This is a genomic window from Salana multivorans (assembly GCF_003751805.1).
GTDB lineage: Bacteria > Actinomycetota > Actinomycetes > Actinomycetales > Beutenbergiaceae > Salana > Salana multivorans.
Genome location: NZ_RKHQ01000001.1, coordinates 868,873 through 892,079 on the forward strand (window position 1 = coordinate 868,873; position 23,207 = coordinate 892,079).

The 23,207-nt window shown below is 73.8% G+C and carries 19 protein-coding genes and 1 other RNA gene; 7 read left to right on the forward strand and 13 right to left on the reverse strand.

Going from position 1 to position 23,207, the window contains the following annotated elements; all coding sequences use genetic code 11:
- Positions 1–2: 2 nt before the first annotated feature.
- Complete coding sequence (locus EDD28_RS03985; RefSeq protein ID WP_123738439.1) at positions 3–1,637, reverse strand: sugar ABC transporter ATP-binding protein; 1,635 nt, start codon at positions 1,635–1,637, stop codon at positions 3–5.
- Positions 1,634–2,392 carry an SDR family oxidoreductase gene (locus EDD28_RS03990; RefSeq protein WP_123738440.1) on the reverse strand — a complete coding sequence of 253 codons (759 nt, stop codon included), beginning with the start codon at positions 2,390–2,392 and terminating at the stop codon, positions 1,634–1,636. The genes EDD28_RS03985 and EDD28_RS03990 overlap by 4 nt, the downstream gene beginning before the upstream one ends.
- A 129-nt stretch (positions 2,393–2,521) precedes the next feature.
- On the opposite strand from EDD28_RS03990, the gene EDD28_RS17255 reads away from it, so the two are divergent.
- Together EDD28_RS17255 and EDD28_RS03995 are read left to right on the forward strand one after the other, a co-directional pair.
- Entirely contained in the window at positions 2,522–2,698 is a 177-nt protein-coding gene (locus EDD28_RS17255; RefSeq protein WP_170169346.1) for a hypothetical protein, read from the forward strand.
- Positions 2,699–2,899: 201 nt separating this feature from the next.
- Positions 2,900–4,228: an MFS transporter gene (locus EDD28_RS03995; protein ID WP_123739911.1), complete on the forward strand. Its 1,329-nt coding sequence runs from the start codon at positions 2,900–2,902 to the stop codon at positions 4,226–4,228.
- 58 nt (positions 4,229–4,286) lie between these two features.
- On the opposite strand, the gene EDD28_RS04000 is transcribed toward EDD28_RS03995, so the two are convergent.
- Positions 4,287–5,240 (reverse strand): acetamidase/formamidase family protein, encoded by a 954-nt coding sequence (locus EDD28_RS04000; RefSeq protein ID WP_123738441.1) that lies wholly within the window; start codon positions 5,238–5,240, stop codon positions 4,287–4,289.
- A gap of 81 nt (positions 5,241–5,321) precedes the next feature.
- Here EDD28_RS04000 and EDD28_RS04005 point away from each other — a divergent pair, with 81 nt between their 5' ends.
- Entirely contained in the window at positions 5,322–6,596 is a 1,275-nt protein-coding gene (locus EDD28_RS04005; protein WP_245967905.1) for a MalY/PatB family protein, read from the forward strand.
- A gap of 77 nt (positions 6,597–6,673) precedes the next feature.
- Here the strand turns inward: EDD28_RS04005 and EDD28_RS04010 are convergent, their stop codons facing one another.
- Positions 6,674–7,786, reverse strand: a complete 1,113-nt coding sequence (locus EDD28_RS04010; protein WP_123738442.1) for a LacI family DNA-binding transcriptional regulator — start codon at positions 7,784–7,786, stop codon at positions 6,674–6,676.
- Between the two features lie 134 nt (positions 7,787–7,920).
- Here EDD28_RS04010 and EDD28_RS04015 point away from each other — a divergent pair, with 134 nt between their 5' ends.
- Together EDD28_RS04015 and EDD28_RS04020 are read left to right on the forward strand one after the other, a co-directional pair.
- Positions 7,921–9,672, forward strand: coding sequence for a glucosidase family protein (locus EDD28_RS04015; protein WP_123738443.1), 1,752 nt, complete (start codon positions 7,921–7,923; stop codon positions 9,670–9,672).
- A complete protein-coding gene (locus tag EDD28_RS04020; protein WP_123738444.1) occupies positions 9,669–11,366 on the forward strand; it encodes an amylo-alpha-1,6-glucosidase in 1,698 nt (565 codons plus the stop codon). The genes EDD28_RS04015 and EDD28_RS04020 overlap by 4 nt, the downstream gene beginning before the upstream one ends.
- A gap of 27 nt (positions 11,367–11,393) precedes the next feature.
- Here EDD28_RS04020 and EDD28_RS04025 read toward each other — a convergent pair whose 3' ends face one another.
- The 6 genes from EDD28_RS04025 to tatA all read right to left on the reverse strand — a co-directional run bounded on the left by EDD28_RS04025 (position 11,394) and on the right by tatA (position 16,979).
- A complete protein-coding gene (locus tag EDD28_RS04025; protein ID WP_123738445.1) occupies positions 11,394–12,482 on the reverse strand; it encodes an aspartate-semialdehyde dehydrogenase in 1,089 nt (362 codons plus the stop codon).
- Complete coding sequence (locus EDD28_RS04030; RefSeq protein ID WP_123738446.1) at positions 12,479–13,756, reverse strand: aspartate kinase; 1,278 nt, start codon at positions 13,754–13,756, stop codon at positions 12,479–12,481. The genes EDD28_RS04025 and EDD28_RS04030 overlap by 4 nt, the downstream gene beginning before the upstream one ends.
- A 154-nt stretch (positions 13,757–13,910) precedes the next feature.
- Positions 13,911–14,969 (reverse strand): Gfo/Idh/MocA family protein, encoded by a 1,059-nt coding sequence (locus EDD28_RS04035; protein WP_123738447.1) that lies wholly within the window; start codon positions 14,967–14,969, stop codon positions 13,911–13,913.
- Positions 14,966–15,748, reverse strand: a complete 783-nt coding sequence (locus EDD28_RS04040; RefSeq protein ID WP_123738448.1) for a sulfite exporter TauE/SafE family protein — start codon at positions 15,746–15,748, stop codon at positions 14,966–14,968. Before EDD28_RS04040 ends, EDD28_RS04035 begins: the two co-directional genes overlap by 4 nt.
- A complete protein-coding gene (tatC, locus tag EDD28_RS04045) occupies positions 15,735–16,469 on the reverse strand; it encodes a twin-arginine translocase subunit TatC (protein ID WP_123739913.1) in 735 nt (244 codons plus the stop codon). Before tatC ends, EDD28_RS04040 begins: the two co-directional genes overlap by 14 nt.
- 189 nt (positions 16,470–16,658) lie before the next feature.
- Positions 16,659–16,979, reverse strand: a complete 321-nt coding sequence (gene tatA, locus EDD28_RS04050) for a twin-arginine translocase TatA/TatE family subunit (protein ID WP_123738449.1) — start codon at positions 16,977–16,979, stop codon at positions 16,659–16,661.
- Between the two features lie 66 nt (positions 16,980–17,045).
- Here tatA and EDD28_RS04055 point away from each other — a divergent pair, with 66 nt between their 5' ends.
- Together EDD28_RS04055 and EDD28_RS04060 are read left to right on the forward strand one after the other, a co-directional pair.
- Entirely contained in the window at positions 17,046–17,978 is a 933-nt protein-coding gene (locus EDD28_RS04055; protein ID WP_123738450.1) for an ABC transporter ATP-binding protein, read from the forward strand.
- On the forward strand, positions 17,975–19,153 hold the full coding sequence (locus EDD28_RS04060; RefSeq protein ID WP_123738451.1) for an ABC transporter permease: 1,179 nt from the start codon (positions 17,975–17,977) through the stop codon (positions 19,151–19,153). Before EDD28_RS04055 ends, EDD28_RS04060 begins: the two co-directional genes overlap by 4 nt.
- Before the next feature lie 173 nt (positions 19,154–19,326).
- Here the strand turns inward: EDD28_RS04060 and recR are convergent, their stop codons facing one another.
- The 3 genes from recR to ffs all read right to left on the reverse strand — a co-directional run bounded on the left by recR (position 19,327) and on the right by ffs (position 23,130).
- Positions 19,327–19,935: a recombination mediator RecR gene (recR, locus tag EDD28_RS04065; RefSeq protein ID WP_123738452.1), complete on the reverse strand. Its 609-nt coding sequence runs from the start codon at positions 19,933–19,935 to the stop codon at positions 19,327–19,329.
- Positions 19,932–22,949 (reverse strand): DNA polymerase III subunit gamma and tau, encoded by a 3,018-nt coding sequence (locus EDD28_RS18045; protein WP_123738453.1) that lies wholly within the window; start codon positions 22,947–22,949, stop codon positions 19,932–19,934. The genes recR and EDD28_RS18045 overlap by 4 nt, the downstream gene beginning before the upstream one ends.
- A gap of 84 nt (positions 22,950–23,033) precedes the next feature.
- Positions 23,034–23,130, reverse strand: an RNA gene (ffs, locus tag EDD28_RS04075) — signal recognition particle sRNA small type.
- Positions 23,131–23,207: the final 77 nt, after the last annotated feature.

A 23,207-nucleotide genomic window follows, 5' to 3' on the forward strand; every position in this document is an offset into this window, starting at 1 on the left:
GGTCAGCTCCCAAGGTGGTTCATGGCGTACTGGGTGATTTCCTGCTGGGAGGTCTCGGCGGTCAGCAGGTCCGCGGTGATCCGGCCCTCGGCCATCACGAGGATCCGGTCGGTGATGCCGAGCACCTCGGGCAGCTCGGAGGAGATGACGATCACCGTCATGCCCTCGCGAACGAGCGCGAGGATCAGCTCGTAGATCTCGTACTTGGCCCCGACGTCGATCCCTCGGGTCGGCTCGTCGAAGATCAGGACCTCGGCGCGCGTGCACAGCCACTTCGCCAGGACGACCTTCTGCTGGTTGCCGCCGCTCAGCGTGCCCGCCTCCTGGCCGAGGCCGGCGACCTTGATCCGCAGGCGCGACACGAGCTCGCCCGCCGCCTCGCGGGCGGCCCGCTCGGCGACGAACCCGCCGCGCGTGAACCTCGGGTAGCTCGCCAGCAGGATGTTCTGCTCGATGCCCAGCTCGAGCATGAGGCCGTCGTTCTTCCGGTCCTCCGTCACGTATCCGATGCCGTGGGCGATGGCCTGGTGCGGGGCACGGATGGTCACGGGTCGGCCGTGCAGGAGAACGGTTCCGGACGCGCGCGGGTCGGCCCCGAAGACGGCGCGGGCCAGCTCGGTGCGCCCGGCGCCGACCAGCCCGGCGATGCCGAGCACCTGCCCCCGATAAGCGGTGAAGGAGATGTCCCGGAGCAGCGACGTCGACAGGCCGCGCACCTCGAGCGTCGGCTCGCCCACGTCCAGCGCGAGGCGCGCTGGGTACTGGTTGGTGATCTCCCGCCCGACCATCTCGCGGATGAGGTCGTCCATGTGCAGGTCGGCGAACCGGTGCTCCGCGACGAAGGCGCCGTCCCGCATGACGGTGACGCGGTCGACGATGCGTGCGAGCTCGCTCATCCGGTGGGAGATGTAGGCGATGGCGACTCCGTTCGAGCGCAGGTCGCGGATGACCGCGAAGAGCGCGTCGATCTCGGAGTCCGTGAGAGCTGCCGTCGGCTCGTCGAGGATCAGCACGTCGCAGTCGTGGGAGAGCGCCTTGGCGATCTCGACCATCTGCTGCTCCGCCACGCTCAGGTCCCGCACGAGACGACCGGGATCGACCGGGACGCCGATCCGGGCGAACAGCTCCTCGACCCTGCGGCGCAGCGCGCGGTCCGAGATGAAGCCCGGCAGGCCGGACCCGGGCTCGCGACCGAGGTAGACGTTCTGCGCGACCGTGAGATCCGGCAGGAGGTTGAACTCCTGGTAGACGATCGAGATGCCGGCCGCCTGGATCTCGTGCGGCCTGGTGTACGTGAACGGCTGCCCCCGGTAGACGATCTCGCCGGAGTCGGCCGTCTCCGACCCCGTCAGGATCTTCATGAGCGTCGACTTGCCGGCGCCGTTCTCGCCCATGATCGCGTGGACCTCCCCACGGCGGAGCGTGATGCGCCCGTCCGTGAGCGCGGGGACGCCGCCGTAGGCCTTCGTGACGCCGACGGCCGTGAGGAGGACGGCGCCGTCGCCGGGATCGACGCCGTCCCTGCCGAGGTCACCCCTGTCGACGTCGACGGGGTGAGTCGCTCCCGTGTCGCGGGGGCCGGCCGTCTCGCGCGCGTGACCGTCGCCCGGATCGGGAGAGCCCCACGGCGCGCTCACGGCATCACGTCCCCTGAGTTGGGGCCGAGGGTCTGACCCGTGTAGATGTTCCCGTCGGGCTCGGAGGCGAGCAGGATCGCGGTGGGCGTGACCTCGTCGACCTGCCCGAACCTCGGGAGGGCGAGCTCGGCGAGCTTGCGCTCGCGCCACGCCGGGTTCACGGTGGCCATCACGGCGGTCTGGATCGGGCCCGGCGCGATGCAGTTGGCCGTGATGCCGTGCTGGCCGAGCTCGAGCGCGATCGACTTGGTGAACCCGATGATGCCGGCCTTCGACGCCGCGTAGTGGCTGTGCTCGACCCCACCCTTCTGGCCGATCTGCGAGGCCATGTTGATGATCCGCCCGAAGCCGGCGGCGATCATGTGCGGCACGGCGAAGTGGCAGGTGAGGTAGACGCTGCGCAGGTTGACGGCCAGCACCCGGTCCCACGTCTCCGGCGTGATGTCCTGCACGAGGTGCTGGTCGGTGACGTACGCGTTGTTCAGGAGCACGTCGATCGACCCGAGCTCGGCGACGGTGCGCTCCACGAGCTCGCGCGCCACCTCCTCGGTGGAGATGTCGCCCCGCGTGAGCGCGACGCGCACCCCCGTGGACTCCAGCCGCGCGACCAGCTCGGCCATCGCGTCGTCGACCGGACCGAGGTGGTTGATCGACAGGTTGGCTCCCTCGGCGGCGAAGGCCTCGGCGAACCCGCGCCCGAGACCCGTCTCGGGACCGACGCCGGTGATGGCGACGTTCCGCCCTGCTAGCTTCATTGCTACCTCCATGAGGAATCGATTCCGTAGATCGATTCCTGAACTATAGCCAGCCCATGTGTCCAGCGCAACACCCGAGTTCGCGCGCGGCTGCTCCTACGATGGAGCGACGCGTGGAAGGACCACCCGATGCCCCTGTCGCTCGCTCTCCTGCTCGCCGACGGCACCGCCACCCCGAGCCCGTCGGGACCCCCGACGCCCGCCGACCTGCCGGGCTGGGTCGCCGCGCTCGTCGCGGTCGCGATCGTCGGCGCTGTCGTCGCGCTCCTCCTGCGGCTGCGCCGCTCCTCGCGCCTTCGGGAGTGACGGGCGCGTCCGGGTCGTCGAGCGCGTGGTCGTCCGGCGCGCGCCCGGACGACGACGGGCGGCGCGTCCGGCGAGCGACGCGCGGCCGAGCCGGCCCGGCGCGCTGACCCTCGCGAGGCGCCCCCGGCAGACGGATCCGACGATCGGGCTCCCGACAAATGAGTTTTCCGCCCGTCGGTGGTCTACTCCACCATGGACCCCATGCTCGAACCCGACATCCCCGCGACCGAGGCGGCCGACGCGGCCGAGGTCGACGCCGCCCCCGTCCCGGAGAACTGGGTGCGCAACGTCGTGCTCTTCCTCGGGGGCCAGACGGTCTCCCTGTTCGGCTCGATGCTCGTGCAGTACGCCGTCATGTGGTACCTCACGCTCACGACGAAGGAGGGCACGGTCCTCGCGCTCGCCACGATCTTCGGGTTCGTGCCGCAGGCGGTCATCTCGATCTTCGGCGGGGTGTGGGCGGACCGGCACAACCGCAAGTACCTGGTGATGGGCGCGGACGCCGCGATCGCCGTGGCCACCCTGGCGCTCGCCGTCCTCATGCTGCGCGGATCGGGCGACCTGTGGCTGATCTACGCCGTCATGGCCGTGCGCTCGGCCGGGGCCGGCATCCAGACCCCGGCGGTCGGAGCCCTCGTGCCGCAGATCGTTCCGGCGAGCCAGCTCCTGCGGATCAACGGACTCAACCAGTCGATCCAGGCGGGGATGATGCTGCTGGCCCCGGCGATCGCGGCCATCCTCTACGCGAACCTCGAGATCGGCTCGATCCTCTTCATCGACGTCGCCACCGCCGTCATCGGCATCGGCTTCCTCGCCCTCGTCCCGGTCCCGACCCTGCGCCGGACGGCCGGGCAGGAGCGACCGGCATACTTCGCCGACCTCGTCGGGGGCGTCCGGTACATCAGCGGGCACCGGCTCGTGCGCTGGCTCCTCGGGCTGTTCTTCGTCGTCATGCTGCTGGGCGGAGCGCCGTCGTTCCTCACCCCGCTCATGGTGGCGCGCACCTTCGGCGAGGAGATGTGGAAGCTCACGGCCCTCGAGCTCGCGTTCTCGATCGGCATGATGATCGCGGGGGCCACGATCGGCTGGTGGGGTGCCAGGACCGGACGGATCCAGCTCATCCTCATCGGCTCGGTCGCGTTCGCCGTGTGCACCCTCGGCCTCGGCCTGTCACCCGTGCTGTGGGTGTTCCTCGTCTTCATGTTCCTGTTCGGGTTGGCCGTTCCGGCGTTCTCCACCCCGTCGACGACGATCATCCAGGAGGTCGTCCCGATGGAGCGGCAGGGCCGGGTGTTCGGCTTCCTCGGCATCGTGGGGGCGGTCTCGATGCCGCTCGGGGTCGGGGTGTTCGGGCCGCTCGCCGACGTCTGGTCGGTCCAGGTCGTGCTCGTCATCGCGGGTGGCCTCACGTTCGTCGCCCTCGCGCTCGCGCTCCTCACCCCGACCGGACGCTGGGCGCTCGCGCAGTCGCGCGTGAGGGACAGCGCGCTGGCCTACGGGGCGAGTCCCGAACCAGCCCCGGGCCGGTAGGAGCCGCGCGCCGCCGGGGTTGCCGGGGTTCGCGGGGTCGCCCGGCGACTCGGCCCGCTCACCTGCCGGCGAGCATCGCGAGCGCGTCGTGCGAGACGACGGCGTGGACGCCCTTGACGCCGTTGACGATCTGCGTGACCCGCAGGTCCACCACCTGACCGGCCAGGTTCATCGCCTCCTTGCGCCCACAGCCCAGCCGCTCGGCCAGCAGGTCCCCCATCTCGCTGAGCGCGTCGAACGCCGCATCGTCCAGCGACGGGGCGAACCCGAACGTCACCCATCCCTCGTGCGTCCTCGCCCGCGGACCGTCGAGCGCGAGCCCCGCGATCAGGTCGACCTGGACGCGCACGCGCTCCATCGGGCACTCGACGGCCGTCGCGCCCGACTCGCCGTCCCCCTGGACCGCGTGTCCGTCCCCGAAGGAGACGAGGGCGTCGTCGACGGCCACCGGGAGGTAGAGGTCGGTCCCGACGACGAGGTCCTTGAAGTCGATGTTCCCTCCCGTGCGCCGAGGCGGGTGGGTCGAGAGCCGACCCGACTCCTCCGGCGCCACCCCGACCACGCCGAGGAACGGACGCATCCTGACGCGGTGGCCCTCGTTGCTCGTCGCGAGCCCGGTGACGGGGTCGAGATCCCAGCGCAGGTAGTGCGCCTCTCCCCCGTCGATCCCGAGCCGTCGGTCGTGCTCGACGGGGCGGCCACCCACCCTGCTCCATCCCCACGACGCTGGGACGATCTCCAGGAACCGCACGCGGACCGTCGACCCGGGACGCGCGCCGGCGACCGCGACAGGACCGATGAGCGCATGACCGTCGTCGAGACCGGGGCGTCGCCACGCCACCGCCGCGCCGTGCCGCGGGGGCGGACCGGGGAGCGACTCGACCAGCCAGTCGCCGTCGAGCGTCCCGAAGGAGATCGTGTCGCCGGGATCGATCGTCAGGACGGGTGCGAGATCGCGGGAGAACGAGCCGTGACAGGTCTCCGGCCCGGGCTCGAGGTGGTGGTTCCGCATGGGCCCGAGTCTCTCAGGCCAGCGCGCGGGACCCCGGCGCAGGGCGCCCCGCGGCGCGGGCATCCGACCTAGGCTGTCGGGGTGACCGATCTCGACGTCTCCAGCTCATCCGTCGGCCAGGGCCCCTCCACCGGCATCGACGGCCCCGACACCGGCGGCTTCGACCCGGCGCTCGCCGACGCCACGACGGTCGACGAGCTCGTCGCGCGCGGCAGCCTCAAGTGGACCGCGTTCCCCGACTGCCTCGGGGCCTGGGTCGCCGAGATGGACTTCCTGCCCGCCGCCCCGGTCCGCACCGCGCTCACCTCCGCCGTCGAGCGCGGTGCCTACGGCTACATCGCCCCCTCGCTCGCGGCGCGCACCCGCGCGGCCACCAGCGACTGGTACCGGCGCGAGTGCGGCTGGGCGGTCGCCCCCGAGGACGTCCATCTCGTCCCCGACGTGCTCCAGGCGCTGCGCGTCGCCCTCGACCACGTCGCGGGTGCCGGGTCCGTCGCCGTCGTCACCACACCGGCCTACATGCCGTTCCTCACCCGGCCGCAGGCGGTCGGCCACGACGTCGTGCTCGCACCGGCCCGGGTCGACGACGGGGGCGTGTGGCGCCACGACCTCGCCACGCTCGACGCCGCCCTCGCCGAGGCGGGCCGGCGCTCCCGCGAGGCCGGCGCCCGCCCGCTGCTGATCCTGTGCAATCCCTGGAACCCGGTCGGTCGCGTCCTCACCCGCGAGGAGCAGCTTGAGATCGCCGACGTGGTCGAGCGGCACGGCGCCCTCGTGTTCAGCGACGAGATCCACGCCCCGCTGCGCTTCGACGGCCTCCCGCACGTCCCGTACGCGAGCATCGACGCGCGGACGGCCGCACACACCGTGACGGCGGTGTCGGCGTCGAAGACGTGGAACCTCGCGGGCCTCAAGTGCGCGCAGCTCCTCGCGACCGACCCCGAGCTGGCCCAGGTCCTGCGCCGCCCCACGACGCTCGCCGGGCTGGAGCCGGCGACGGTCGGCGTGCTCGCGAACGCGGTCGCGTTCGAGCGCGGCGAGCCCTGGCGCGCCGCCGTCCTCGCCTACCTCGCCGACAACCGCGAGACGTTCGCGCGCGCCGTCGCCGGCATCGCGGGCGCGCGGCACCGCCAGCCCGAGGGCACCTACCTCGCCTGGGTCGACCTGCGCGAGGCGCGCACGCCGGAGGGCGAGCGACCGCCGGCCGACCTGGCCGCCTACCTGCGCGAGCGGGTCGGCGTCGCGATCAACGACGGGGCGAGCTGCGGCCTGCCCGGGTTCATCCGGGTCAACCTCGCGACGCCGCGGCCGGTCCTCGCGCGCATCGCGGAGGCGATCGCCGGCGCGTTCGCCTGACCCGCCGGGCCGCCCCGGCGTCGCGGGCCCAGCCCGGAGACACGAGCCGGCAGGTCACGCCCGGCCGGCCGCCTCCGTCACGGTCGCCCGGGCTCCTCGCCGGGCTCGTCCTCGCCGCGCTGCCCCACCGCGGACCGAGCCGTCCGCTCGACCCGGAGCGGACCCGTCGAGCCACGCAGCCGGATCTCGGGCTCGACGAGCACCTCGGTCTCGGGCACCTCGCGTCCCGCGATGAGCTCGGTCGCGAGGTGGCCGACGTGCTCGGCGATGCGCTCGATGGGCTGGCGCACCGTCGTGAGCGGGGGGTCGGTGTAGTCGAGGAGGGGTGAGTCGTCGTAGCCGATGACGGAGACGTCGCGCGGCACGCTGAGACCGGCCCGGGCGATCGCCCGGTAGGCGCCGAGCGCCATCTCGTCGCTCGACGCCACGAGCGCGGTGACCTGCCGCGCCAGCAGGGCCGACGCCGCCTGCGTCCCGCCCTCGGCGTTGAAGTGCGCCCGCACGACGAGGTCCTCCGCGTCGACCCCGCGGCTGCGCATCGCCTGGAGGAACCCCTCGACGCGACGGTCGGCGGGGGTGTTGCCGACGGGGCCGGCCAGCAGGCCGATCCGGCGGTGGCCGAGGTCGTGCAGGTAGGCGACGGCGATCTCGGCGGCGCGCCAGTCGTCCGTCGAGACGACGGGTGCGTCCGACTCCGGGAACCCGCCGTTGATGCTGAGGTACGGGATGCCGCGCGACTCGACGAGCCGGACGACGCGGTGGTCGGCGTGCCGGATCGTGTTGCTCGACGACAGGAACACGATCGCCGCGACGCCCGAGCCGAGGAGGGCGGCGACGTAGTCGCGCTCCTGCACGGTGCCCGGGTACACCTGGCAGATCACCGTCTTCAGGCCGTACGGGCTGAGCGCGTTCTCGATCCGCTCGGCCTGGCGGGCGAAGATCGGGTTGGTGAGGCTCGGGGTGAGGAGCAGCACGAGCTCGTCGGCCATCGGTCGCTCGTAGCCGACCGTGCGCAGCGCGTCCTCGACCGCCTGCCGGGTGGCCGAGGACACGCCGTACCGGCGGTTCAGCACCCGGCTCACCGTCGCCTCGCTGACATCCGCGATCTCGGCGATCTCGGCGAGGCTGGCCGACCCCTGGGGCGCCCGGGTCCGGCGCCGGGCCCCGCCCTCGGGTTCCGTTCGCGACATCTCTCCCTCTCCCATCGTCCGGTCAGGAGGCTACCGCGCGACCACCTCCTCCTTCTTGCAAGAGAACGTTGCAAGTTTGCATAATGGACCCCGGGACGACCGTCGCACGACGTTACGAGGAAGTGACCCCGCCGATGCCTGACACACGATCCACCCTCGACCTGCCGCCCGGCCCCGCGTTCATGCTCGACGGGGACGAGGAGCTGTTCGTCCTGCCGTCGGACGCCGACCACGGCGAGCTCGTCGGGCGCGGGCGATGCTGGTTCCTGCCGGAGTCGCCGACGTCGAGCGAGCCGGCCTGGCTCGTCGAGGCCGACGGCGCGATCGTCGCCCGCCGCACCGGGACGGGCTGGCGCGTGGAGACCGATGGCCCGCCGACGCGGACCGCGCACCGTCCGCGCCCGCACGCGGACGTCACGGGGGCACCGTTCCTCCTCGACCTCCCCGGCGGGGAGCTGCTCGCCGACGCCTTCGCCGGCTTCTACTGGGGCACGATGCTGCCGAGCGTCATCGAGCGCACCGCGGCGAAGGACTACCCGGACGCCGACGGCTACGTCGCCTCCACGCTCGCGAGCACCTACCTCGGCACCTACCCGGACGTCGACCACGAGTTCCAGATCAAGGGCCGGCTCGCCTGGGGCAGCCGGCTCGACCTGGACGTCGTGCGGCGCATGATCGAGCTGCAGCTCCGGATGATGCGCGAGGACCCGACGGGGCTGTGGCGCGACCCCTGCGCCGTGCAGCCCGACGGCACCCGCGAGTACCACGTGCGCCGCAACAGCATGGACGGGCGCGAGAACGCCGTGATGTTCCTCGTCACGGGCAACATCGAGGTGCTCGAGTCGATCTGGCTGTACGTCGCGCGCACGAAGGACGTCGCGTGGCTGGCCGCGCGGATCCACGACGTCGAGGGCGCGGCGTCCGGGATCGAGGAGTACATCGATGCCGGCGGACGGCTGTGGGGCGACGTCTACTACGAGGACCAGGTCATCAAGGACGGCCGCGAGACCATGGCGCAGGCCCTCGCGGTCCGCTCCTACGGACTGCTCGCCGAGCTCGAGGACCTGCTCCACCGCGACGACCGGGCCGTCGCCTACCGAGCCCTCCGGGATCGCCTGGCCGCGTCCCTGCGCGACCCCCTCCCGTCGGGGTGGTGGGACGCCGACGAGCTGCGCTTCGTCGACTGGGTCGATCGCTCGGGGCGGGTGCACGACCACATCCACCTGCTCGCCAACGTGCTGCCGGTGCTCGCGGGCGCCGCCGACGCCGAGCAGGAGCGCGCCGTCGAGGCGCTCGTGCAGCGGGAGCTGGCCGAGTTCCAGCGGTTCCCGACGTTCCTCTCGGCGCGGATCGCGGACTACACCGACAGCGAGATCGGCGACGGCGGCCCGTACGACCTGTGCGCGGCCGGGCGGTACTGGTGCTGGGACGCGGCCTACTGGTGGCACCGGCGCGACGGACGGATGCTGCGGGACCAGCTCGACCGGGTGGCGGCGCAGGGGGCCGCCGACGGCTACGTCATGGGCGAGCGGTACGACATGGACCACGTGTACTACGTCGACGGCTCCCCCTGGCACGGCGCGGCGCACTACTACGAGTACCCGTGCGTGTACTCGTGGGTGCTCGTGCACGACTACCTCGGCATCCGCCCCGCGCTGGACGTCGACCTCGTGATCGCCCCGCGGCTGACCGAGGTCGGGACGGTGGAGCTGGGCGCGTTCGGGGTGCGGTACACCCACGCGGCCGACGGCTTCACGCTCGAGAACCTCGCCGGCTCGCCCCGGACCTTCCGCGTCGACCTGAGCGCCCTGCATCCGGGTGCGCCCGAGCGCGTCGTCGAGATCGCGGCCGGCGGGGCCGTCGTCCTCGACGGGGCCGCCTCGTGACCACGCGGCTCGACCTCGACCTCGCGTCCACCCCGTTCAGCCGTCGCGGGTCCTACCTGGCGGTGTCCCGGCTGGCCGACGGCGTGTTCCTGCGGACCGTGCGCGGCAACGTGCGCGAGCGCGACCTCGTCCGGATCCTCGTCGACGGGGACGCGGCGCCGGCCGCCGTGGCGCGGCCGGGGCTGCTGTCGCTGCGCAGCGGTGGGACCGAGGTGGAGCTCGCGCTGGCCGGCAGCGGCCGCGCGCTCGTCCGCGTCACCGGCGGCTCGGCCGTGCTCGACCTGCAGGTGGGCTCGCAGTACGACGTCGTGCTGCGGGAGCGCGCGGACGTGTGGCGCTTCGTCGCGAGCGGAGCGAACCGCAACTATCGGCTCGCCGTCACCGGGTCCGCGCGGCTCGAGACGGGGTGGGACGGGGTCAAGGACGCCTCGGCCCGGCTCGTCCTGGACGCGACGTCCCGGCCGGTCGTCGTGACGATCGACGAGTTCGGCATCAGCGCCGCGCCGTTCGAGCCGGCGTCGATCGATGCGGTCGCGGCCGAGGCGGACGCCGAGTACGCGGCCTGGTCCGCGCGGCACGGTCACCGCGACGGGGACCCGGCGGTGCGCTCGGCGGCCCGGCTGGCCGCGTTCGTCACGTGGGCCGCCCTGGTCCCGCCCGGCGGAGCGCTGCGGCGGGAGTCGATGCTGATGTCGAAGAACCGGATGACGAACGTGTGGGCGTGGGACCACTGCTTCAACGCGATGGCGCTCTGGCGCGACCCCGACGCCGCGGCCGACCAGCTCCTCACCCTGTTCGACCACCAGGACGCCGAGGGCGGTCTCCCGGACTACGTGAACGACGCTGGCATCGAGCCGAACTTCGTCAAGCCACCGATCCACGGCTGGTCGGTCGGGTTCCTGATGGACCGCGGCGGGCTCACGGACGAGGCCGTCGCCGGACTGTACGAGCCGCTCGCCCGGTGGACGGACTGGTGGTTCGCGCACCGCGTGTACGGCGCGGACGGCGTGCCGTCCTACAACCACGGCAACGACTCCGGGTGGGACAACTCGACCGTCTTCGCCGGCGGGGTCCCGGTGCAGAGCCCCGACCTGCTCGCGTTCCTCGCGCTGCAGATGTCGACCCTCGCGCGCATCGCCGACCGCGTGGGCCGTCCCGGGGACGCCGACGGCTGGCGCGTCCGCGAGCGCGCGACGGTCGACCTGCTGCTGCGGCACTTCTGGGTCGGGGGCCGGTTCGTCGCGCGTGACACGCCGTCGCAGCGCGCGATCGACTCCGCCAGCCTGCTGACGCTCATGCCGCTCGCGCTCGGCGACGCGCTGCCGGCCGACGTGTTCGACCGGTGCGTCGAGCGGCTGCTGGACGGCGGCTTCCTCACGGAGCACGGGCTCGCGACGGAGCCGATCACGAGCCGGCACTACGTGCCGGACGGCTACTGGCGCGGGCCGATCTGGGCGCCGACGACGATGCTGCTCGTCGACGGCCTGCGCCGGGGCGGGCGCGGCGACATCGCGGACGACGTCGCGCGCCGGTTCGTCGCCACGTGCACCGCGGGCGGGATGGCGGAGAACTTCGACGCGATCACCGGCGAGGGGCTCCGGGACCTCAGCATGACGTGGACCGCGTCCGTGTTCCTCCTGCTCCTCGCCACGGGCGACGCCGAGCCAGCGGGCGACGCCGAGCCGTCGTCCTGAGCGCAGGCGCGCGCCCGCGCCCCGGGGTCAGCCCAGGAGCTCGGCCGCGACCAGCTCGGCGATCTGGACGGCGTTGAGCGCGGCGCCCTTGCGCAGGTTGTCGTTCGACACGAACAGCACGAGCCCGCGCCCCTCCGGCGCCGACTGGTCGGCCCGGATGCGCCCGACGTAGGACGGGTCGTTCCCGGCGGCGCCCAGCGGCGTCGGCACGTCGACGACCTCGACGCCCGGCGCGGCCGACAGCAGCTCGCGCGCCCGCTCGGGACTGATCTCCCGCTCGAACTCGGCGTGCACCGCGATCGAGTGCCCGGAGAACACCGGGACACGCACGCACGTCCCGGCGACGCGCAGGTCGGGCAGCTCGAGGATCTTGCGCGACTCGTTGCGCAGCTTCTGCTCCTCGTCGGTCTCGGCGGAGCCGTCGTCGACGATCGAGCCGGCCACCGGCACCACGTTGAACGCGATCGGCGCGACGTAGGTCCGCGGCTCGGGCAGCCCGACGGCGCGCCCGTCGAGCGCGAGGCCGCGGATCGGCGCCTGCGCGTCGAGCGCGGCCTCCACCTGGCCCGCGAGCTCCTCGACACCGGCGACGCCCGAGCCCGAGACCGCCTGGTAGGTCGTGGCCACGAGCCGGACGAGGCCGGCCTCGTCCGCCAGCGGCTTGAGCACCGGCATGATCGCCATGGTCGTGCAGTTCGGGTTCGCGATGATGCCCCTGGGCCGCACCGCCAGCGCGTGCGGGTTGACCTCCGAGACCACGAGGGGAACGTCGGGGTCCTTGCGCCACGCGGAGGAGTTGTCGACGACGACGGCGCCCGCCTCCGCGAAGAGGGGGGCGATGGCCTTCGAGGTCGCGCCGCCCGCGGAGAAGATCGCGATGTCGATGCCGCGCAGGTCCTCGACGCTCGCGGCGCCGGCGTCCTCGACCACGACGTCCTCGCCCTTCCACGGCAGCGTCGTGCCGGCGGAGCGCGCTGACGAGAAGAACCGGACCCGCGCCAGCGGGAAGTCGCGCTGCTCGAGCAGGGTGCGCACGACGCGCCCGACCTGCCCCGTCGCCCCGACGACCGCGACGGTCAGCCCCGCCACCGCGTCGTCACTCACGTGCTCGCTCATCGTCCGGTCCCTCCGTAGACCACGGCCTCGACCTCGGTCGCGTCGAGCCCGAACGCGGTGTGCACCGCGCGGACCGCGGTGTCCAGGTCGTCGGACTCCGTCACGACGGAGATGCGGATCTCCGACGTCGAGATCATCTCGATGTTGACGCCGGCGTCGCGCAGCGCGCCGAACAGCTTGGCGGAGACGCCCGGGTGCGACCGCATGCCCGCGCCGACGAGCGAGAGCTTGCCGACGTTCTCCTTGTAGAGCACCTCGGTGTAGCCCAGCTCGCGCGCCAGCTCGTCGAGCACCGGGCGGACCGTCGAGATGTCGGTGGCCGGGAGCGTGAAGGAGATGTCCGTCTCGCCGCTGCCGGCGACCGACACGTTCTGCACGATCATGTCGATGTTGACGCCCGCGGCCGCGACCGACTCGAACAGGCGCGCCGCCGCCCCCGGCACGTCGGGCACCCCGACGCACGTGACCTTCGCCTGGCTGCGGTCGTGGGCGACGCCGGAGATGATCGGGGCTTCCATGGGCTCTTCCTGTTCGGACGGGGGGACGACGAGGGTGCCGGTGTTCATCGAGAACGACGAGCGCACGTGGAGCGTGACGCCGTAGCGGCGCGCGTACTCGACCGCGCGCAGGTGGAGAATCTTGGCCCCGTTCGCGGCGAGCTCCAGCATCTCCTCGCTGGTGACCTGGCGGATCCGGCGCGCGGTCGGGACGATGCGCGGGTCGGCCGTGAACACGCCGTCGACGTCGGTGTAGATCTCGCAGACGTCGGCGTCGAGCGCCGCGGCCAGGGCGACGGCGGTCGTGTCGGAGCCGCCGCGGCCGAGCGTCGTCACGTCGTTCTCGTCGACGTTGACGCCCTGGAAGCCGGCGACGATCGCCACGTTCCCCTTGCCGAGGCACCTGGCGATCCGGCCGGGCGTGACGTCGATGATCCGGGCGTCACCGTGCGAGGAGTCGGTCAGGACGCCGGCCTGCTGACCGGTGAACGACTGCGCCCTGACCCCGTGCGCGTTGATCGCCATCGCCAGCAGCGCCATCGAGATGCGCTCGCCGGCCGTGAGGAGGATGTCCATCTCGCGCCGCGGCGGCTCGACGCCGGCGCACACGTCCTCGGACAGGTCGATCAGCTCGTCCGTCGTGTCCCCCATCGCCGAGACGACGACGACGACGTCGTTGCCGTCGGCGTGCATCTGGGCGATGCGGCCGGCGACGCGGCGGATGCTGGCGGCGTCCGAGACGGACGATCCGCCGAACTTGGCGACGATGAGCGACACGGGGCAGTCCAAGACGTGAGCGACGAGCGAGAGAGGAGAGGACGGTTCGAGCGGCGACCTGCCCGCGATTCTAGAGCCCTTCCCACCACGTGGACCCGATCCGCCCAGTCGCCGGACACCGGACCGGCCGCGACGTCCTCGGCGGCGCGCCGCGTCAGTCGAGGGCGCGGCGCCAGGCCTCGAGCACCCGCGCCGTGAACAGCGACTCGCCCCACGTCATCTCGGGCGCCTCGACCGCACCCGTCGCGAGCGCGACCGCGACCGCGTCGGCCTCCGCCGCCATCGGCTGGACGACGGGGACGCGAACCTCCTCGACGTCGCGCCCGACGCGGCGCAGCACGAGCCGGTCGCCGCTCCCCGTCCGGCTGCCCCAGACGTCCGGGACCTCGATGCTGCCGTGGCTGCCGTGGATCGCCACGGCGCCGTCGAGGTCGGACCGCACGGAGGTGCGCAGCGTGGCCGTCAACGACCCGATCCCGAGCGCGACGCTCGCGTGCAGGTCGACACCGGTCTCGCCGACGATCCCGGCCCGGGACAGGACGGCGACGTCCACCGCGTCCGCCGCCGCGAGGCCGTCGACCCCGGACAGGTCGGCCGCGACGGCACCGGACGCCGTCGCGACGCCGACCGCGAACGACGCGGGGTACGCGCCGACGTCGAGGATCGCGCCACCACCGAGCGCGGGGTCGTAGAGCCGCCCGACGCCGCGGGTGTCCCGACCGCCGAACGCGGCGTCGACCAGGTGCACCTCCCCGATCGCGCCGTCGGCCAGCAGCTCGCGCAGCCGGTCGGCGAGCGGGCCGAACCGGTACTTGAACGCCTCGAGGAAGGGGACGCCGGACCTCGCGACGGCCTCGAGCATGGCGGAGCTGTCGGCCAGGCTCGGCGTCAGCGGCTTCTCGCAGAGCACGGCCTTGCCGGCCGCGAGGGACGCCTCGACGAGCCGGAGGTGGGTCGAGTTCACGGTGGCGACGTAGACGGCGTCGACGTCGTCGTGCACGACCACCTCCTCGTACGTCCCGCTCACGGGCGCACCGTTCTCGGCGGCGAACGCCGCCGCCCGCTCCGGCGAGCGGCTGCCGACCGCGTGCAGCGTCCCGCGGCTGCTCGCGCGCAGGCCGACGAGGAAGTCGCGCGCGATGACGCCGGGCCCGAGCACCGCCCAGCGCAGGCGGGTCGGCTCGGGACGCGTCGGTGGGGTCGGTGTGGTCATGACGTCCAGCCTGCAACCACGTCGTAGCCAAGTCGAATCAGCAGGCCGGCGACCACCACGACGAGGACGACCCGGACGAAGGCGCTCCCGTTGCGGATGGCCATCCGCGCGCCGATATAGGCGCCGACGAGGTTGGCGGCGCCGACGACGAGGCCGAGCTGCCAGAGCACGGCGCCGTGCGGGATGAAGAAGATCAGGGCTCCGGCGTTGGTCGCGAGGTTGACGATCTTCGCGATCGCCGAGGCCGGGAGGAACGCGTAGCCGAGCAGGCCGACCAGCGCGAGGACGAGGAACGTGCCGGTGCCGGGCCCGAGCAGACCGTCGTAGCCGCCGATGACCAGGCCGATGCCCGCCGCCGTCCAGCGATGCCGGTTGCCCTCCCAGCGCAGCTCGGTGACGCGGCCGAGCCGGGGTCGGGCGAGGACGAGCGCGAGGACCCCGACGAGGACGACGACGATGATCGGCCGGAACGCCGCCGCCGGGATCTGCGACGCGAGCGCCGCCCCGCCGAACGCGCCGACCAGCGCGGCGAACGCGGCGGGGAGCGCGGTCGTCAGGTCGGGCTGGAGCCGGCGGTAGTACGTCGTGGCGCTGACGCTGGTGCCGATGATCGAGGCGACCTTGTTCGTCGCGAGGGCCTGGAGCGGGGTGATGCCGGGCGTCAGGAGCAGCGCGGGGAGCTGGATGAGACCCCCGCCACCGACGACCGCGTCGACCCATCCCGCCGTCAGGCCCGCGAGGGCGAGCAGCAGGATCGTGGTGAGCTCAAGCTCCGGCATCGCGACGCTTCGCCCGGCGACGGTCGAGCAGCACCGAGAGGCCGAGGGCACCCCCGTAGAGCGCGAGGAGCGGGAGCGCCATGAGGAGCATGGAGACGGCGTCGGGCGAGGGGGTCGCGAACGCGGAGAACGTGAAGATCCCGACGACCGACCAGCGCCAGCTCGCGAGCCAGACCCGGGCGCGGACGGCGCCGACCGCCGTGAGCATCACCATGAGCAGCGGGAGGAGGAACGCGAGCCCGAAGATGACGAGGAACTGCGTGACGAACGTGACGTAGTTCGCCATGTTGATGAGGTTCTCCACCTCGTCCGGGATCGCGCCGCCGAGGATCCGCGTCGCGGTGGGCAGCACGGTCCACGCGACGTACGCGCCCGCGAGGAACAGCGGAGCCCCGAACCCGACGAAGGCGAGGCCGTAGCGCTTCTCCCGCCCGGTGAGGCCGGGGGCGAGGAAGGCCCAGACCTGGTAGAGCCACCACGGGCTCGTCATGAGGATGCCGAGGAAGACGGAGACGCGGACCTTGGTGTCGAAGGCGGCGAGGACGTCCTGGAAGTTGAGCCGGGCCGGGATGCCCGCGGCCTGCATCGCGTCGATCGGCTGACGCAGCAGGTCGATGACGTGCGGGTAGACGAACCAGCCGACGGCGGCGCCGACCAGGATGCCGACCACCGCCAGGACGACGCGGTTGCGCAGCTCGCGCAGGTGGTCGCCGAGGCTCATCCGGCCCTCGGGGTTGCTGCGACGCCGCAGGCGGGGGCGGGGTGAGCGTCGGCGCGGGGCCGCCGGGTCCTCGGTCTCCGGCGCGGGTGATGTCGCCGGGGCCCGGAGTGACGCGGCGGCGGTCACCGACGCGGTCGGGGCGGCGGCGTCAGCGCCGACGGCGTCGAGCGGACGGGGGTCGGCCACCGCTCAGGAGCGGGGCAGGTTCGGGGGCTTGCCCCCCGGGGTGAACGTCGAGTCGGCGTCCCCCGCGACCGTCGACGCCGGTGGCGTCGGCGCGGTCGGTGCGGGCGGGGCGGCGGCCTCGGGACGGACCGGGACGTCCACCGGGGTGGTGGCCGACGCGTCGACGGGGGCGTCCACCGGCTCGTCCCGCAGCTCGCGGATCTCGTTCTTCATGATCTTCATCGACTTGCCGAGGTTGCGCGCGACGTCGGGCAGCCGAGTCGCGCCGAACAGGAGCAGCACGACGAGCAGGAGAAGGAGAAGGTGGGGCCACGTCAATCGCATCGGTCTTCCTCCGAACAGTTGCAACGAGTCTACCTTTCGACCACGGCGTCCCCGTAGGGTCGGCGCATGGAAGCAGCGACGCCGGCGATCGAGGTGCGCCACGTGCGCCGCTCGTTCGGCCCGGTCCAGGCGGTGGTCGATGCGAGCTTCGCGCTCGAGCCGGGGACGGTCACGGCCCTCGTCGGGCCGAACGGCTCCGGGAAGACGACCCTCATGCTCATGCTGGCCGGGCTGCTCGGCCCCGACGCCGGCGAGATCCACGTCGAGGGCCTGTCCCTGGCGACCGAGGGAGCGCGCGCCCGCGCGGCGATCGGCTGGATGCCGGACGTGTTCGGCCAGTGGGACACCCTGACCTGCACGGAGATCCTCACGACCTTCGCCGCCGCGTACCGCGTCGCCCCCGACGTCGCGCGGGCGCGGGCGGCCGAGCTGCTCGCGCTCGTCCACCTGTCCGAGTACGCGGCGGCGCCGGCGCGCGTGCTGTCCCGGGGGCAGAAGCAGCGGCTCGGCCTGGCCCGCGCGCTGGTCAACGCGCCGCGCGTCCTGCTCCTGGACGAGCCCGCGTCCGGTCTCGACCCGCGCTCGCGGCTCGAGCTGCGCGGCATCGTCCGTCACCTCGCCGCCGAGGGCGCCGCGCTCCTCATCTCCTCGCACGTGCTCTCGGAGCTGGAGGAGATGGTCGACGGCGCGGTCTTCATCCAGCGCGGCGTCACCTCGACGGCGCCACCGCCCTCACCCGTCATGCGCTGGCGGCTGCGCGTGCTCGACCCCGAGCCGTTCGTCGCCTGGGCGACGTCGGTGGGGCTGCCCGTCATCCCCGACCCGGAGGCCGCGGCGAGCGCGACCGGGCGCAGCTTCGTCGCCGACCTGCCGAGCGAGGTCCAGGCGGCCGCCCTCCTGCGCGACGCGATCACGGCCGGCGTCGCCATCTCCCAGCTCGCGCCGGCGGCCGGGCGGCTGGAACAGGCATACCTCGCGATGGAGGCGGACCGACGATGACCCAGCTCCCTCCCCTCCCGCCGTCGGCTCCCGAGCCGTCACCCGCCGGACCACCCGCCGGACCGCCCGCGGACGTCGGCGCGCCGACGACGACGCTGGCCGGGCAGCCCGCGTCGTCGTCCGTCCCGCCACCCGTCCCGCGCAGCGGGCGCCCGACGTGGTGGGGCATCCGGACGGTGGCGGTGCTCGAGGCGCGGCAGCGGCTGCGCTCGACGCGGTGGAAGGTCGCGCTCGGCGTCTGGGCGGCGATCGTCGGCGTCGTGACGCTCGGGATCGTCATGACGATCGGCGAGATGGGCGGCGCCGACGAGACGGCCGGCCGGATCTCGTTCGGGCTCGTGCTGCTGTTCGTCCTCATGCTGGGCCTGCTGGTGGCGCCGACGCTGTCGGCCACGTCGATCAACGGCGACCGCACGACGGGAACGCTCGCCGTGCTCCAGGCCACGACGCTGTCCGCCTGGGACATCGTGCTCGGCAAGCTGGCGGCGGCATGGGTGTCGGCGCTGGCGTTCCTCGCGGTCTCGACGCCGTTCCTGCTCTGGGCGTTCGCCCTCGGCGGGACACCGATCGCCGGCGCGTTGCTCGGCGTGATCATGGTGGCGTTCGTGCTGCTCGTGGTGTGCGCGATCGCGCTGGCGATGTCGGCGCTGGTGGCGCGCACGTCCGGGTCGGCGGTCCTCACCTACCTCACGGTCGCGCTGCTCTCGATCGGGACGCCGATCGCGTTCGGGCTGACGTCGTCGTTCGTGTCGTCCGGGTACGAGGACGTGCGGGTCTACGGCTACGCGAACCCCGGCGACGACGTGTGCACCTGGCACGAGGAGTCCCGCTGGGTGACGCACACCGAGCACACGGCGTGGATGCTCGTGCCGAACCCGTTCACGATCGTCGCCGACGCCGGTGTGCTCGGGATGCCGAGCTCCGGCTCGTCGATGGGCGACGACCCGATGTCGGTGATCAGCTACGCCGTCCGGATGACGCTCGCGGGCGGCGTCGGGGACGTCAACGAGTGCTGGAGCGACGACATGCCGTGGACGCGGGACGCCCACCCGGTGCCGTACTGGCCATGGGGCGTCGGGGTCTACGTGCTCATGGGGGCGGGGGCGACGTGGTTCGCGGCGCGGCGCCTCGCGATCCCGGCGCGCACGCTCCCCAAGGGCACCCGTATCGCCTGAGCCGGGGCTCGGCGCGGTCCAGGCCGAGCAGCGCGGCTCAGGCCGAGCAGCGCGGTCGGGTGGCCGACGGGTCGGGCCGGTGGCCAACCGGCGGCCGACCCGCGACCAGGCCCCGACCGGCGGCCGCGCGCGACCGGCGACGCCGGCACCGGGCCGCGCGGGCGGACGCCGACTCAGGCGTTGAGCCGGACGCGACCCTCGAACGCGCGGCCGAGCGTGACCTCGTCGGCGTACTCGAGGTCGCCCCCGACCGGCAGCCCCGAGGCCAGACGCGTCACCGCCACGTCCATCGAGGTGAGCAGCCGGGACAGGTAGGCGGCGGTCGCCTCGCCCTCGACGTTCGGGTCGGTCGCGAGGATGACCTCCGTCACGACGCCGGAGGCCAGCCGCGACATGAGCTCCCTGATCCGCAGGTCGTCGGGGCCGATGCCGTCGATCGGGTTGATGGCGCCGCCGAGCACGTGGTAGCGCCCGCGGAACTCCCGGGTCCGCTCGATGGCGACAACGTCCTTCGGCTCCTCGACCACGCAGAGCTGGGTCTCGTTGCGCCGCGGGTCCTCACAGATCCGGCATCGCTCGCCCTCGGCGACGTTCCCGCAGATCTCGCAGAAGCGCACCTTGGCCTTGACCTCGAGGAGCGCGTTCGCGAGGCGGGAGACGTCCGCGGGGTCGGAGTTGAGGATGTAGAAGGCGATCCGCTGGGCGCTCTTGGGGCCGACGCCCGGCAGCCGACCCAGCTCGGCGATGAGGTCGGCGACGACGCCACCGTATCCAGCGCTCACGTGCCCATCCTCCCGTCGGCGGGGTTGTCGACGATCTCGTCGATCACGACGCCGCCGAGCATCTTCGCGACGAGCGCGACGCCCATCATGGCGCCTCCGGCCGCGACGTCGACGGAGCCCGCGATCTCGGCGTCCAGCGCGTCGTCGTCCTCCCACGGCTCCGGCCCGGCCGAGGGGGTGCCACCGGTGCGCTCCGACGTCCGGTGGTCGGTGGCGTGGTCGACGCGGGCCCGCTGCCGGGCCGCGAGGTCGATGACGGGCGGAAGCTGACCGCCCGCACCACCGGTGGACGCAGCGGAGCCTGCACCCACCTGATCGCCGGCGGCACCTCCCGCCGCGGGAGCGGTCGCGGACCGCTGGGCGCCGACGCGACCGGCGCCAGCCCCCGGTCCGCCGGGACCAGCCGGACGACCCGGCGTACCGGCCGCCGTCGCATCCTGCCCGCCGCGGGCGGCCGCGGGGACGCCGGCCCCGGCGCCGCTCGCGGCAGACCCACCGCGCGCGGCACCCGTCGTGGGCTCGAACGGGTCGGATTCCTCCCAGGGCGCGGGGGGCTCGTGGTCGAACGACGGCTCCGGCGGGAGCGGGATGTCGTCCTCGTCCCGGCGCTGAGCCGTCGAATGAGCGTCACCGCGATCGTCGTCGCGGGGCTGGGGACGGGCGGCTCGGGACGGCCCGGCTCCAGCCGCGGCCCCGCGGGTCGGTGCGTCGCTCCGCGCTCCGCTCGCCTGGTCGGCCTCGGGCTCTGCCCGCGGCGGCAGCGGCGTGCCCTCCCAGTCGGCGAGCGCGCGCGCCACCGCCTCCGAGCGGGGCTCGACGCGCGGCGCCGCGGGCGCGGTCTCCTCCACCGCCGCGACCGCCGCAACCGTCGGGGAACGATCGAGGTCGTCGGACGCGGCCGGGGACGCCACGGAGGCAGGCCGCGCGGAGGCCGGTTCGTCCTCCCCCGCGGTCGCGGTCGCCTCGGCCCGGGGGTCGCCGTCGCGATCGGCGGGTCGCGCGGCGGGACGGGTCGCGGCCGAGCCGCCTCCCGGCCCCCGACCTCCACCGGTCGCGCCGGCCCCGGCGGAGCCGCTCGGCCCGCCGGCGTCTGGCCCGCCACCCGGGCCACCGCCTGGTCCGCCACCCGGGCCACCGACGTCGACGACGACCGCGAGCCGCGCACCGACCGTCTCGTAGACGGCACGGGCGACATGGTCGGGACCGCCGCTGCCCGTGAAGGCGTTCGCCGGACCGGGGTGGTCGAACCGCAGCGTGAGGGTGTCCCCCGAGATGCCGGCCACCTGGGCGTTGTCCCGCACCGTCATCCAGGCGACGCGGCTGAACGTGCCGACGAGGTCGAGGACCTCGGGCCAGCGACGTCGCAGCTCGGTGCCGTCGAGACCGGCCGCGGGGTCGGCCGTCGGGGTCGCCGCCGCGGGCGGCGTGGCCGGCGCCGGATCCTGGGTCGAGGCAGCCGAGGCCGCCCCCTGCGTCGGGGCGGACGGGGCGGGAGCGGCCGGAGTCGACGCGACGGCCGGGTCGTCCGTGGCTGGCGCGGGTGCGCCGGGGGCCGGCGCGCTCCGCGTGGACCGGCCACGGGATCCGTCGTCGTCCGGCCGGCCGGCACCTTGCCGCGAGGGAGCCGGTGCCCCGGGTCGCTCCGACGCGGGCGGCTCCGCGCGACCGGCGTCGCGCCGGTCTCCGGATGCCGCCGCGCTCGACGGCTCCTCGGCAGCGGGCGCACCGGGGCGACCGGGCTCCGGCCGCCGGCCCTCCTGCGCCGGCCGGCGGGGACCGGCACCGCCCGCGCGCCCCGCGTCGTCGTCATGATCGGAAGCCGGCGACGCGACCGGCGCCGGCGCGCTCGGCACAGACGCGCTCGGCACGGACGCGCTCGGCACGGACACGGCGGGCGCCGGGGCGCCGAAGGCCCCGAGCGTGACGAGACCGCGCGTCAGGACCAGCTCGAGCTGGAGGCGCGGCGAGGTCGCGCCGACCATCTCGGTGAGACCGGTGTTGACGAGGTCGGCGAGCGCGGACAGCCGCTGCGGCCCGAGGGCGCGGGCCTGCGGACGCATGCGCTCCAGCTCGTCCGCCGGCAGGGCGCGGAGCACGGCGTCGGCGGCCTCGCCGCTGGCGGCGATGACGATGAGATCGCGCAGCCGGTCGAGCAGGTCCTCGACGAACCGGCGCGGGTCCTGCCCCGACTCGACCACGTTCTCGACCACGCGGAAGACCCCGGCGCCGTCACCCGCCGCGAGGGCCGAGACGACGTCGTCGAGCAGCGAGGACGGCGTGAATCCGAGCAGCGCCGCGGCGAGGGCGTAGGGGACGCGTCCGTCCTCGGCACCGGCGAGGAGCTGGTCGAGCACGGACAGGGAGTCGCGGACCGACCCTCCCCCGGCGCGCACGACGAGCGGCAGCACCCCCGCGTCGACCTCGATGCCCTCCTGCGTGCACAGACCGGCGAGGTAGTCGGTGAGGGTGGCCGGCGGGACGAGGCGGAAGGGGTAGTGGTGCGTGCGCGAGCGGATGGTGCCGATCACCTTGTCCGGCTCGGTGGTCGCGAAGACGAACTTCACGTGGGCCGGCGGCTCCTCGACGAGCTTGAGCAGGGCGTTGAAACCCTGCGGCGTGACCATGTGGGCCTCGTCGATGATGAAGACCTTGTACCGGTCGCGCGCGGGCGCGAACACGGCGCGCTCGCGCAGGTCGCGCGCGTCGTCGACGCCGCCGTGGCTCGCCGCGTCGATCTCGACGACGTCGAGGCTGCCCGGGCCGCCCGTCGCGAGCTCGACGCAGCTCTCGCAGACGCCGCAGGGGGTGTCGGTCGGACCCTGGGCGCAGTTGAGGCAGCGGGCGAGGATGCGGGCCGAGGTCGTCTTGCCGCAACCGCGGGGGCCGGAGAAGAGATAGGCGTGCGTGGCGCGATCGGAGCGGAGCGCAGCCCGCAGCGGATCGGTCACGTGCTCCTGGCCGATGACGTCGGCGAAGGAGTCCGGACGGTACCGGCGGTACAGGGCTGTGGTCACGCGTCCCAGGGTAGACGGGGGCACCGACGTTTTGGCCGGGCGCTCACGAGGCTGTGGACGGACGGCACCGCGGACCGCCGGGTAGACGAGGACCCCCCGCACACCCATCAGAGCTCGCCTGCCCTTGCTACCTTCCGGTCCTGGGGGAGTTCAGCGAGATGACGCCGCACGGGGGGTCGGTCAACGAGTCTACCCGGCCCGCGCGGCGGTGTGCACGCGGGCGCCACCGCCACCGAGCGCCCGCCGATTCGGGGATCG